18 protein-coding genes are annotated in these 12,739 nt (G+C 34.2%); 17 read left to right on the top strand and 1 reads right to left on the bottom strand.

The window, feature by feature from the left end; all coding sequences use genetic code 11:
• From eutL to ACJAX4_RS16630, 17 genes are all read left to right on the top strand, one after another.
• A partial coding sequence (eutL, locus tag ACJAX4_RS16550; RefSeq protein WP_435790554.1) for an ethanolamine utilization microcompartment protein EutL occupies window positions 1-552 on the top strand: 552 nt, incomplete at its 5' end.
• Between the two features lie 14 nt (window positions 553-566).
• Window positions 567-1,049: a BMC domain-containing protein gene (locus ACJAX4_RS16555; protein ID WP_435790555.1), complete on the top strand. Its 483-nt coding sequence runs from the start codon at window positions 567-569 to the stop codon at window positions 1,047-1,049.
• 5 nt (window positions 1,050-1,054) lie between these two features.
• A complete protein-coding gene (locus ACJAX4_RS16560) occupies window positions 1,055-2,488 on the top strand; it encodes an acetaldehyde dehydrogenase (acetylating) (RefSeq protein WP_435790570.1) in 1,434 nt (477 codons plus the stop codon).
• A 46-nt stretch (window positions 2,489-2,534) separates the two neighbouring features.
• The gene (eutM, locus tag ACJAX4_RS16565; RefSeq protein ID WP_435790556.1) at window positions 2,535-2,831 is read left to right on the top strand and encodes an ethanolamine utilization microcompartment protein EutM; all 297 of its coding nucleotides are present in this window, start codon (window positions 2,535-2,537) and stop codon (window positions 2,829-2,831) included.
• An 86-nt stretch (window positions 2,832-2,917) separates the two neighbouring features.
• Window positions 2,918-3,637 (top strand): cobalamin adenosyltransferase, encoded by a 720-nt coding sequence (locus tag ACJAX4_RS16570; protein ID WP_435790557.1) that lies wholly within the window; start codon window positions 2,918-2,920, stop codon window positions 3,635-3,637.
• A 13-nt stretch (window positions 3,638-3,650) separates the two neighbouring features.
• Window positions 3,651-4,298 (top strand): phosphate propanoyltransferase, encoded by a 648-nt coding sequence (gene pduL, locus ACJAX4_RS16575; RefSeq protein WP_435790558.1) that lies wholly within the window; start codon window positions 3,651-3,653, stop codon window positions 4,296-4,298.
• The gene (locus ACJAX4_RS16580) at window positions 4,299-5,003 is read left to right on the top strand and encodes a hypothetical protein (RefSeq protein WP_435790559.1); all 705 of its coding nucleotides are present in this window, start codon (window positions 4,299-4,301) and stop codon (window positions 5,001-5,003) included.
• 23 nt (window positions 5,004-5,026) lie between these two features.
• Complete coding sequence (locus ACJAX4_RS16585) at window positions 5,027-5,308, top strand: EutN/CcmL family microcompartment protein (RefSeq protein WP_435790560.1); 282 nt, start codon at window positions 5,027-5,029, stop codon at window positions 5,306-5,308.
• 49 nt (window positions 5,309-5,357) lie between these two features.
• A complete protein-coding gene (gene eutH, locus ACJAX4_RS16590) occupies window positions 5,358-6,470 on the top strand; it encodes an ethanolamine utilization protein EutH (RefSeq protein WP_435790561.1) in 1,113 nt (370 codons plus the stop codon).
• Between the two features lie 33 nt (window positions 6,471-6,503).
• The gene (locus ACJAX4_RS16595) at window positions 6,504-6,956 is read left to right on the top strand and encodes a cupin domain-containing protein (protein ID WP_435790562.1); all 453 of its coding nucleotides are present in this window, start codon (window positions 6,504-6,506) and stop codon (window positions 6,954-6,956) included.
• A gap of 21 nt (window positions 6,957-6,977) precedes the next feature.
• Entirely contained in the window at window positions 6,978-7,319 is a 342-nt protein-coding gene (gene eutS / locus ACJAX4_RS16600; protein ID WP_435790563.1) for an ethanolamine utilization microcompartment protein EutS, read from the top strand.
• A 2-nt stretch (window positions 7,320-7,321) separates the two neighbouring features.
• The gene (locus ACJAX4_RS16605) at window positions 7,322-7,768 is read left to right on the top strand and encodes a EutP/PduV family microcompartment system protein (RefSeq protein WP_435790564.1); all 447 of its coding nucleotides are present in this window, start codon (window positions 7,322-7,324) and stop codon (window positions 7,766-7,768) included.
• A gap of 72 nt (window positions 7,769-7,840) precedes the next feature.
• A complete protein-coding gene (gene eutJ, locus ACJAX4_RS16610) occupies window positions 7,841-8,683 on the top strand; it encodes an ethanolamine utilization protein EutJ (RefSeq protein WP_435790565.1) in 843 nt (280 codons plus the stop codon).
• Window positions 8,683-8,883, top strand: a complete 201-nt coding sequence (locus ACJAX4_RS16615; RefSeq protein ID WP_435790566.1) for a hypothetical protein — start codon at window positions 8,683-8,685, stop codon at window positions 8,881-8,883. The genes eutJ and ACJAX4_RS16615 overlap by 1 nt, the downstream gene beginning before the upstream one ends.
• The gene (locus ACJAX4_RS16620; protein WP_435790567.1) at window positions 8,868-10,193 is read left to right on the top strand and encodes a 4Fe-4S dicluster domain-containing protein; all 1,326 of its coding nucleotides are present in this window, start codon (window positions 8,868-8,870) and stop codon (window positions 10,191-10,193) included. The genes ACJAX4_RS16615 and ACJAX4_RS16620 overlap by 16 nt, the downstream gene beginning before the upstream one ends.
• Before the next feature lie 12 nt (window positions 10,194-10,205).
• Entirely contained in the window at window positions 10,206-10,754 is a 549-nt protein-coding gene (locus ACJAX4_RS16625; RefSeq protein ID WP_435790568.1) for a BMC domain-containing protein, read from the top strand.
• Window positions 10,755-10,953: 199 nt separating this feature from the next.
• On the top strand, window positions 10,954-12,486 hold the full coding sequence (locus ACJAX4_RS16630; protein ID WP_435790569.1) for an MBL fold metallo-hydrolase RNA specificity domain-containing protein: 1,533 nt from the start codon (window positions 10,954-10,956) through the stop codon (window positions 12,484-12,486).
• A 102-nt stretch (window positions 12,487-12,588) separates the two neighbouring features.
• On the opposite strand, the gene ACJAX4_RS16635 is transcribed toward ACJAX4_RS16630, so the two are convergent.
• Window positions 12,589-12,739 (bottom strand): IS3 family transposase (locus tag ACJAX4_RS16635; RefSeq protein ID WP_435790571.1); only part of this gene is annotated, 151 nt, incomplete at its 5' end.

The following is a 12,739-nucleotide window of genomic DNA, read 5'->3' on the forward strand; positions in this document are numbered from 1 at the left end:
AGTTTAGGAATTCTAACAGCAGATATAGATGATGTTACTTATACAGCTTTAGATGAAGCTACTAAAGCTGCAGATGTAGAGATTGTTTATGCAAAATCAATGTATGCAGGTTCTGCAAATGCAAATTCAAAACTAGCAGGTGAAGTTATAGGAATAATGGCTGGTCCTAGTCCCGCAGAGGTTAGAAGCGGACTTAATTCTGCAATAGACTTCATAGAAAGTGGGGCAAGCTTTACAAGTGCTAATGAGGATGATTCAGTGCCATATTTTGCTCATTGTATATCACGAACAGGAAGTTACCTATCAAAAAGTGCTAATATTAAAGAGGGAGAGCCAATCGCTTATTTAATAGCACCTCCACTTGAAGCTATGTACGCATTAGATGCGGCTTTAAAAGCGGCAGATGTTAAACTTGTAACTTTCTATGGACCACCATCAGAAACTAACTTTGGTGGAGCGTTACTTACAGGAAGCCAATCGGCCTGTAAAGCAGCTTGTGACGCTTTCGCAGCAGCAGTCCAATTTGTAGCTGAGAATCCTACAAATTATTAATTTAGCGAACTCATATGAATAGAGGAGCTTTAGGTTTAATTGAGGTATATGGTTACCTTGGTGCTATAGAAGCTGCAGATGCGGCACTTAAGGCAGCTGATGTAAACCTCATAGGTTGTGAAATAGTTAGGGGAGGGTTAGTTACAGTAAAGATAGAGGGTGATGTTTCTTCAGTTAAAGCAGCTGTTGAGGCCGCTGAAGTAGCTATTATTAAGTTGAATGTTTTAGTAGCATCACATGTAATTGCTAGACCTGACTTATCAGTGTGGGATATAGTTGATCAAGAAGAAAAAACAGAAGAGATAGAAGTGAATTCGAATAATGCAGATAATAGTATAAGCCTAAAAGAACAGTTAGAAAGTAAAAAAGCATATGAACTCAGATCATTAGCAAGAAGTCTTAGATTAGATAATATGACTAAGAAACAAATTAAGTATGCTAATAAAAATACGCTTGTAGAAGAGATTATTTTATTCTATCAAAGGAGGGATAAATAGTGGATATGGATTTAAGATCTATTCAAGAAGTTAGAGAACTTATAACTAAAGCAAAACTTGCGCAAAAGAAAATAAGTGAAATGAGCCAAGATGAAATTGATAGAATAGTAAAAGCTATTTGTGACTCAGCATATACTAATGCTGAAAAACTGGGAAAAATGGCAGAAGAAGAAACAGGCTTTGGAAAATGGCAAGACAAGATTATAAAAAATACATTTGCAAGCAAAGGAGTTTATGAGTATATAAAAGATTTGAAAACTGTTGGAATAATAAGTGAAGATAAAGATAAGAAATTAGTTGGAGTAGCAGTCCCAGTTGGAGTAATTGCAGGACTTATACCATCTACTAATCCTACCTCTACAGCTATATATAAGGCAATGATAGCTATAAAAGCAGGGAATTCCATAGTCTTCTCACCTCATCCAGGTGCTAAAAAATGCATATTAGAAACTGTAAAGATTATATCGGAAGCAGCCGTGGTTGCAGGAGCACCAGACGGTGTTATTGGATGCATGTCTATACCTACTATGCAAGGTACAGATGAGTTAATGAAGCATAGTGACGTTTCATTAATACTCGCGACGGGTGGGACTCCTATGGTTAAGGCAGCTTATAGTTCAGGTAACCCAGCTATAGGAGTTGGACCAGGAAATGGACCAGCTTTTATAGAAAGATCTGCAGATATTCCTTTAGCAGTAAAGAGAATATTAGATAGTAAGACTTTTGATAACGGAACTATCTGTGCTTCAGAGCAATCAATAGTAGTAGAAGCATGTATTAAGGAAAAAGTAGTTTCGCAGTTAAAAGCACAGGGAGCTTATTTCTTAAATAAAGAAGAAGCTGATATACTATCAGGATTTATACTTAGAAGCAATGGTTCAATGAATCCTCAAATAGTGGGTAAAAGCGTAGAAGCTATAGCTAAAATGGCTAATATTAAGGTTCCAAATGAAGTAAGAGTACTCATAGCGGAGGAAACTAAGGTAGGCCAAAAATATCCATATTCAAGAGAAAAATTAGCACCGATACTAGGCTTTTACTGTGAAGAAAACTGGGAAAATGCTTGTGCGAAATGTATAGAAATATTAAACAATGAAGGAGCAGGACACACTCTTATAATACATTCAAATGATGAAGCAATAATTAGAGAGTTTGCACTTAAAAAGCCTGTCTCAAGACTATTAGTTAACACCCCAGGTGCACAAGGTGGAATAGGTGCGACTACAAGCCTAGTACCGGCGTTAACCTTAGGATGTGGAGCAGTGGGTGGAAGTGCAACTTCTGATAACGTTGGTCCTATGAACCTATTAAATATAAGAAGGCTAGCTTATGGAACTTGTGAAATAGAGGATTTAGTAGATAGAGGTAACGCCGGTAATGAAGAAACTATAAATAGAATAGTTGAAAAAGTTATTGAGAAATTGAGAGATCAATTGTAATGATAACTAATATATATTCAAAATAAAATTTTAGGAGGAATATAAAATGGCAAGTGCAAATGCATTAGGAATGGTTGAAACAAGAGGTCTCGTAGGTGCAATTGAAGCAGCAGATGCTATGGTTAAAGCTGCAAATGTTACATTAGTAGGAAAAGAACAAATAGGTGCAGGCCTTGTAACTGTAATGGTTAGAGGGGACGTTGGAGCTGTTAAAGCGGCTACGGATGCAGGGGCTGCTGCAGCAGAGAGAGTAGGAGAATTGGTTTCTGTTCATGTAATTCCAAGACCACACGCTGAAGTGGATGCAATACTTCCAAAAGTAAAATCAGAAATAGAAGAGTAATATTACAAAAGATACTATCCCTACAAATTAAAAAGTTGTAGAGATAGTATGTTTATATATAACCTTCTTAAAGGGATGTGAATTATATGAGTTTACTAACTGAAAGCGAACTAAGAAAACAACTTAGAAATACTGATATCAAAGAATATGAAGTAGAAAAGGGAGTTATTATTACACCATCTGCGAAGCAGTATCTACAAGATAAAAACATCAAACTAGTAATTGTTGATATTTTGGGAGCTGAAAAACAAGAAAAACCATTAATCATCAGGGAAGAAGAAAAAGAAGAAGAAGGAAAACCAGAGCATATGACACAGTTATATGGAAATAAATTAGTACCTAAAGATCATAGAAGAATAGAGTTTAGAGGGAGGCTTGATAGTCTACAGTCTAAGATTTTGGAAGTTCAAGTAATATCAATAAAGCTTCAAAATGAAGCGGTAGCTAAGGAGCTAGAAGAGATTTTATTTTTCGTACGAAATATATTAAGGGCAGAAGTACTAGAAGAGAAGCTACCTGAGTTTTGTCTTATAGGGATGAACGAGAACGACATTAGAGAAGTATCACATAATCCTAAAAAACACTATAATATGGATCATTTCATTCCGAATTATAAAATGGGGGAACTAGTCATTGCACTCAATTCTATAAGAACTAATATACGGGAAGTTGAAATATGTAGCTTTAAGGCATTTAAAGATATTGATGGAGAGGTAACAAGAAGCGATATTATTAGATATTTAAATAGGTTAAGTAGCTGTTTATATGTAATGATGCTTAAGTTTTTATCGGGAAAATATAAATAGTGGAGGTGCACTTGTGGCAGATAAAAATTTTGATTATATTGTAGAAGAAGTCATGAAAAGAGTAAATAAAAGATTTCAGATTACAGTGGAAGCTTCAGGAAGGCACCTTCACCTTACAAGAGAAGGAATTAATATATTATTTGGAGTGGACTATGAATTAACGAAGGTAAAGGAGTTATCACAACCAGGTCAATTTGGGTGTTGCGAAAGAGTTAGTTTAATTGGTCCTAAGGGAACAATTAAGAATGTAGTTATACTCGGACCAGAAAGAAGTAAAATACAGGTGGAAATATCTAAGAGCGATGCTAATATTTTAGGAATAACAGCACCTATTCGCGAATCAGGAAAATTAGATGGTAGTGCAGGCATAACCATCGCTACGGAAAAAACTTCTCTGACAGTAGAAGAGGGTTTAATAATTGCAAAACGTCATATACATTTATCACCACAAGATGCAAAGCTATTTAAGGTTCGGGATAAAGATATAGTTAAGGCTGAGGTATCAGGAGATAGGTCTTTGGTTTTTGATGATGTTGTAATTAGAGTAAATAAAAATTATGCATCCTTTATGCATATAGATTATGATGAAGCAAATGCCTGTGGATTTAATAAAGGCATTACTGCTAAAATTATTAATTCTTATATAAAGGAAGTGATTTAAGTGGATATAGAAAAACTAGTGGATATGGTTACGAGAGAAGTTATGATGAAAATTCAAAGCGGTATAAACGATACTACAATTGATAAAGAAAAAGTTCTAGTAATAAGTTCATGTGAAGAAGAAATAACAATGATTAAAAATCTTTTAGAAGGTAAATATGAAGTTTGTATTTATGATAAATTAGATATAAATATGAAAAATTATGAGTATATAATAGTTACAAATTTATGTAATAAAGGGTTATCGTCAATGGCACTTGGTTTATGTAATGATAATGTGCAAGAATTTATAATAGAGTCTCTTTTTAACTGCAAGAATGTTTATGTGTTAAAAGAGGGAATCGAGTACAGGAAATATTCAACCAATGCTAATAAAGAACTATATAATCTTTATAATCAATATGAATGCAAAATTATGTCTTATGGGGTTGTGTTGGTAAGTGGGGCTGAGTTACTTAAAAGAATGGAGGATGGTACTACTTACAATGAGAAAGTAGTTCAAGTAATATCAGAAAAGAAATCAACAAATGATATACAAAATCATCAAGTAACGGAAATAAGCAATAAAAGACTGATTACAGAATCAGACCTTAAAAAATTGTATATGAATGGATTAAAGGAAGTAACCATAATTCGAAAGGCTATAATAACTCCGCTGGCTCAAGATTATGTGAGAATAAAACAGTTAAAGCTTAGTAGAGTATAGATCACAAATAAGGGAGAAAGTTAATGGTTATTGGAAAAGTTATAGGCAACGTATGGGCTACAAGGAAAGATGAAAAATTAAATGGATTAAAATTCTTAATAATAGAACCATCAAAATATGGAAGTGGAGACAAAAGCACAATTTTTGTTGCCGCAGACATAGTAGGCGCTGGCATAGGGGATAGCGTATTAGTGACTAAAGGTAGCTCCGCAAGGGCATCACTCCATATACAAGATGTGCCTGTAGATGCAGTTATAGTAGGGATTATAGATAGCTTAGAAGTTGATGCAGAATTTCTGGAATAAGGGTAATACTTATCTTTGAAAAATTAGGTATTGGAAAGGGGAGAGAAATATGGGGATAAATGAGATTATTATATATATAATGGTTGTTTTCATGGTTTTAGGTGCAATTGATAAGTGTATAGGAAACAAATTTGGTTTAGGAGAACAATTTGAAGAAGGATTTATGGCAATGGGTTCATTAACTATAGCTATGGTGGGTGTAATATGTTTAGCACCAGTACTTGCTAGTGTATTAAAGCCTGTAATAGTACCAGTTTACACTGCCTTAGGGGCAGATCCATCTATGTTTGCTACTACATTGCTTGCCTGTGATATGGGTGGATATCCTCTTGCAAAAGAGCTTGCATTAACCGCAGAGGCAGCAAGTTTCTCAGGTATAATTATAGGATCTATGATGGGACCAACTGTTGTATTCACTATACCAGTTGCTCTTGGAATAATTAAAAAAGAAGATCATAAGTTTTTAGCAACAGGTGTACTCGCAGGGATGATAACAATTCCTATAGGAGCATTTGTAGGGGGACTTGTAGCTGGGTTTGATGTAATAATGATACTTAAAAATCTCGTGCCAATAATAATAGTTGCAGCACTAATTGCTATAGGATTATGGTTAATACCTCAAAAGATGATAAAAGGCTTTACCGTTTTCGGAAAAGGCGTAGTTGTGGTTATAACAATAGGACTTGCAGCTATAATAATAGAAACTTTAACAGGGATAGTTGTTATTCCTGGTATGGCACCACTATCGGATGGTATTGCTATAGTAGGGTCCATTGCAATAGTACTAGCAGGAGCATTTCCAATGGTTTATGTTATAACAAAAGTATTTAAAAAACCTCTAATGAAGCTTGGGTCACTGCTAGGTATGAATGAAATTTCAGCAGCAGGTATGGTGGCAAGTCTTGCAAATAGTATACCAATGTTCGGAATGATGAAGGATATGGATGACAGAGGAAAGATAATAAATGTTGCATTTGCAGTCAGTGCAGCCTTTGTATTTGGAGATCATCTAGGTTTTACAGCTGGAGTAGAAAAAGGAATGATATTTCCTATGATAGTTGGGAAATTAATTGCTGGAGCTACAGCAGTTGCACTAGCTTGTTATATAGCATCTAGAGATATAAGTATAAAAAATAAAAAATCTCAATCAGTTGAATTATAAACTTTTGAGACAGTTTTGAATGGAGGAATTAAAATGGAGAATATAGATGTAAAATCAATTGAAGATATGATTAGAAAAATCATTGCAGAAAATTTATCAAATGAAAAATGTGAATTAGAAAAGCATGTAGATGCTAGTGGAGTAATGTCAGTAAAATTAAATACTGTAAAAATGGATAAATTTGAAACAGGAAAAGAGGAAGATAAAGTACTTTTAAAGGATATTGTAACGTTAGAAGAAAGTCCAAGACTCGGATGTGGTCTTATGGAAATGAGAGAGACACGTTTTGATTGGACATTAAAATATGATGAAATAGATTATATTATAGACGGAACTTTAGAAATAAATATTGATGGAAGACAAGTTGTTGCAAGTAAAGGGGAAATTATTTTTATTCCTAAAAACTCAGCAATTGAATTTAGTGCTCCTGACTATGCAAAATTCATGTATGTAACATATCCAGCTAATTGGGCGGACTTAAAGTAGAAATGGTTTGGAGGGAAAAGTATGAATGAAGAAAGACAGAGAGTTATACAGGAATATGTTCCAGGAAAGCAACTTACTCTTTTGCATATTATCGCTCAGCCTGTAGATGAATTATATGAAAGGCTTGGAGTTGAAAAGCGAGGGGCTATTGGAATAGTAACTTCTACTCCAGGGGAAAGTGCCATTATTGCAGCCGATATTGCAACAAAGGCAGGAGATGTTAGTATTGGGTTTTTGGATAGGTTTACAGGAGCACTTATCATTTCAGGAGATGTTGCTAGTGTTGAAGCGTCACTCGAAGCCATCAGTAAACTATTGGGAGATGCACTTAAGTTTACATCTTGTCCAATAACGAAGTCATAATTATGAAGAAATTAATGGTTGTAGGGGCAATTGATTCCGGAAAAACGTCGTTAATTATGGCTTTAAATGGACAAACTGGTGTACCCTTAAAAACTCAAACACTGAAATATAGTTCCTTTATGATTGATACTCCTGGGGAGTATATGGAAAATCCTAGAATGTACACAGCTATTATGAGTACAGCACAGGAGGCAAAGCTAATTTTGTTTACTCAGGACGCTAGTAGTGAAAAATCAATTTTTCCTCCTGGATTTGCTCGTTCCTTTCCCGGCACTACGATTGGCATTGTTACAAAAATAGATTTTCCTGATTCAAATATTGAAAAATCAGTAAGTTTCTTAAATAAATTAGGTATTAAGGGTCCTATTTTTGAAGTTTCGTCTATTAATGGTGAGGGGATTGGAAATTTAAGAAGTTATATCAATAGTGCATTAAACAAATCACTTTAAGGAGGAATTATAGTTCCTAGCTTTGCCACTGAAGGTGTAATAGTAAAGTGCGTGTGAAAGGAGGAAAGTTTTATGGAGATGTTTAAAAATACAGATAAATTGATTGCAGATTTTGAGAAAACAATTATTGAACCAATTTTACCTTTGAATAAACAAAAATTACATGTTGGAGTTGACCTTGGAACTGCATATATAGTTTTAACAGTATTGGATGAGAATAAAATACCAATTGCTGGAGCTTATAAATATGCTAAAGTTGTAAAGGACGGACTTGTAGTTAATTTTAATGGGGCCATAAATATTGTGAAACAACTAAAAAAAGAGGTTGAAGAAAAAATAGGTTGTAAATTAAATTATGCAGCAGTAGCAGTACCTCCTGGAACTGGAATCAATGATTCGCACGCCATTGCTAACGTAGCAGAAGGTGCAGGGTTTGAGGTTACAAATGTGGTGGACGAACCTACAGCTGCAAATGCATTACTTGGAGTTTTAAATGGAGTAGTTGTTGATATTGGCGGAGGAACAACAGGACTTTCTATTTTCAGAGAGGGAAAAGTCGTCTATGTTGCAGATGAAGCCACAGGTGGGACTCAATTTTCACTTGTACTTGCCGGTGCTAATAAAATAACTTTTGAAGATGCAGAAATAATGAAACAAGATCCAAAGAAGAAATTAGAAAATGCAGCAGTCCTAAGACCTGTTTGCGAAAAAGTTGCTTCCATTATAAAAAAACATATTAGCGATTTTAATGTAAAAGCTATTTATTTAGTAGGTGGAACAAGCTGTTTACACAATATTGAAAAAGTTATAGAAAGTGAAACTGGCATAAAAACCTATAAACCAAAGAATCCTTTATTTGTAACACCGATAGGAATTGCTATGAATTGTAAAATAAAATATGAAGGTGAAGAATAATGGACATACAAATAATTAAATCAGTCCAAGGCAAACTGTCGGAAATGTTTGTAGCTTCCGACATTGCAGAAAAATCAGTAGACGTTTTGGTGGAAGAAATCATGGGAGTTTGTCCACAACACTTCACACTAATTGCAATCTTTGGAGATACAGCTTCTGTTACGGTTGCATTGGAGGCTATAAAATGTCAAATGACTTAATAGAAATAATTCGTTCTAATGGAATAGTTGGAGCAGGTGGGGCCGGCTTTCCAGCTCATGTTAAATTTTCAGCTAAAGCAGAATATGTTATTTTAAATTGTGCAGAGTGTGAACCTCTTTTAAGAGTGGATCAACAATTAATTATTTTGTATGCAGATGAAATTATAGAAGCATTAGAACAAATCATGAAACAAGTAGATGCAAAAGGGGTTTTCATTGGTATCAAAAAAAAGCATAAGGAAGCTACTTATATTCTCCAAGAGAAACTAAGAGAGCATCTAAGTATTGTGGTCTTTCCGCTAGAAGATTTTTATCCGGCTGGAGATGAACAAACGCTAGTAAATGAAATAACAGGAAGAATTGTTCCAGAAGCAGGGATTCCTCTTAAAGTAGGATGTATTGTAACTAATGTGGAAACAGTACTTAATTTATATAATGCACTAAAGGGTAAACCTGTAACACATACTTATTTAACCATTACTGGAAAAGTAATTAAACCAGTCACATTAAGACTACCAGTAGGTATTTCAGTTCGCGAGGTTCTAACTTTAGTAGGTATCCACGATATTTCGAGTATTCAGGTAATTGATGGTGGGCCTATGATGGGGAAGATTGTATCAGATATTGATTCGCCAATTACAAAAACTACAAAGGGTCTTGTAGTTCTTCCAAAGGAGCATATTTTAATTATAAGAAAAAATATGACTCCCGAAATGGCTATTCATCAATCAAAAGCAGCATGTTTGCAATGTAGAATGTGTACAGATCTTTGTCCAAGATATTTGTTTGGACATAATCTTCAACCACATTTAATGATGCGGAAATCAAACTATGATAAGGGGAATAGTATTGAAGGAGCGGAGATGGCATCACTGTGCTCCGAGTGTAGTATTTGTGAATTATATGCGTGTCCTGCACAATTATCTCCACGGCTTATTAATATAAAATATAAACAAAAACTTCACGAAAAGAATATAAAGTATATACCAATCAAAACTGTTTATAATGAGCAGTCTTCAAAAGAATATAGAAAAATTCCAGTAAAGCGCTTGATTGGAAAATTAGGACTAAGAGAATTTGATACAGAAGCTACGCTTGAAGCGATAAATTATGAACCTAAAAAAGTAAGGATACCCCTGAAACAACATATTGGAAATCCCTGTATTCCAGTTGTTCAGTTGGGACAACTGGTTAACCTTGGAGATTTATTAGGTGAAATACCTGAAAATGCATTAGGTGCAAGAATTCATGCTAGCATTGATGGAATAGTTACTGAAATTTCAAATCACATCAAAATTGAAAGGATATAAGGGGGTATCATTATGCTAAGAGCAATTGGACTTGTTGAATTTATAAGCATTGCAAAGGGAATTGAAGCAGCTGATGCCATGGTAAAAGCAGCTGATGTAGAAATATTAGTTTCAACTCCTGTTTGTCCAGGAAAATATTTTGTTTTAGTGCATGGGGATGTATCAGCAGTTGAAAGCTCTGTTCAAGCAGGGATTAGAATTGGATCTACCTATGTGGTTGATGATTTTATACTTCCAAATGTTCATCCTGCAGTTTATCCGTCCATAACATCAACCTCTATTACAGCAGATATTGAGGCACTAGGAATATTAGAATCCTTTTCTATAGCGTCTATGATTGTATGTGCAGATGCTGCTTTGAAAGCTGCAGATATTGAAGCAATTGAGCTTAGACTCGGAACAGGTGTTGGTGGAAAATCATTTTTCACTTTAACAGGTGATGTTGACGCTGTAAAAGTTGCTGTTGAGGCGGGTGCAAAAAATGCAACTGAAAAGGGCGTCCTTGTTGAAAAAGTTGTAATTCCGTCTCCAAGTAAGAAACTACTTCAATATTTACTATAAAAGGTGGTGACAATATGAAAAATTTAATTACAATCTTTTGTGCTAGGAGGATGTGTTCATTTTTATTAGGTTAATCAAAGACAATATATATTTGTAATCATATTTCTGTTATAATAGAATCAAATATCTGAATATTTTGAAAGTTTTTGACGGAATTCAGTGTTGGGTAACTATTCACATGATGAACTGGAGGATTATTATGAAAATTCAATTCTATGGAGCAGCAAAAACGGTTACAGGTTCATGTCATATTTTACACATAAATGGAAAGACTGTTTTGCTAGATTGTGGTTTATATCAAGGCAAAGGGGAAAAAGAATTTGGAAATGAGGAATTTGATTTTAATCCTAAAGAAATAGATTATGTTATTTTATCACATGCCCATATTGATCATAGTGGAAGAATACCGCTACTTTATAAGATGGGGTTTAAGGGAGAGATTTTATCAACTGAAGCAACAATGGATTTGTGTAGTATTATGCTTCCAGACAGTGGGCACATTCATGAGTCTGAGATCGATTGGAAAAATAGAAAAAGAAAACGTCAGGGATTAAAAAGATTGGAACCACTATATACAGTTAAATGGGCTGAACGATCTCTTGATCTTTTTAGAGCATTTCCATATGATGAGGTAATAGAGGTTTTTGATGGGTTGAAAATAAGATTTAGAGATGCAGGGCATCTTTTGGGTTCTGCTATTATTGAATTATATATGACTGAAGAAAATCAAGAAGAAGTAAAGCTTGTGTACAGTGGTGATTTGGGTAATATTAATAAAGCAATTATAAAAGATCCAACCATCATTAATTATGCAGATTATCTCATAATAGAAACCACTTACGGTAATAGAGTTCATCCTGAGATTCACGAAAATCTGAAGGAGTTATTAAAAATAATTAAGGAGACCTTTGCAAGAGGGGGGAATGTTATTATACCATCATTTGCAGTGGGGAGGACTCAGGAGATTTTATATGAATTAAATAAATATGTAGAAAATGAAGATTTGAAGGATATTAAAGTTTATATCGATAGTCCTTTAGCTATTCAAGCAACTAAGGTATTTGAAAGCCATAATGAGGATTATGATAAAGAGGCTAAAGAATTTGTAATGAAGGGTGATTATCCATTTAGATTTGATGGTTTGAACTTCTCAGTTTCCGCAAATGATTCAGCTGAAATCAATAAAATTGAGAGCAAGGCAATAGTTATTTCTGCAAGTGGTATGTGTGATGCAGGTAGAATAAAACATCATCTTAAACACAATTTGTGGAGACCAGAATCATCGATTGTGTTTGTAGGATATCAAGCAGAAGGCACCTTGGGGCGATCTATACGAGATGGTGCAAAAACAGTTAAAATATTTGGAGAACCCATTGCTATTAAAGCTCATATATATAACTTAGAAGGGTTATCAGGACATGCTGATAGAAATGGATTATTCAATTGGATAGAAAGCTTTATGGAAAAACCAAAGGAAATTCTTCTTGTTCATGGGGATAAAGAAGCACAGGAGAGTTTTCAACAATTGTTGGATTCTAATGACTATAGTTCTAGAATTGTTGAAAGTGGAGAGGAATTTTATATTAATGAAAAAACTGATAAAAATGATGAAAATTTAAGGAACAAATTGATAAAACACATTAAGTCAATTAACAATATTGAAAGGCTAGACAAGCAGAAGTTGCTTGATAGTATAAAAGATTTTATTTACGATGATAAAGAATCTAAATAAATAATTAAGAATACCGAATAAATAGCCTAAACAACTATTTATAAAGTAAAAGACGTGTAAAAATAAACTGGTACCTATGTCAAGGACACTCTAAAAAAAGTGCTAACAAGCTAAGAGATGGTTTCTGTATTGTACAGGAGCCATCTTTTTCAAGTTCCACTGGTATCTATAATTATTATAATATGTGATATACCTTTCTATCATTTTCTTAACATTTTCAAGAGTAGTACAGCACTTTAAATCTATCTCATCT

It is taken from the genome of Clostridium sp. (assembly GCF_051278035.1).
In the GTDB taxonomy this organism is placed as follows: Bacteria; Bacillota; Clostridia; order Clostridiales; family Clostridiaceae; genus Clostridium_AD.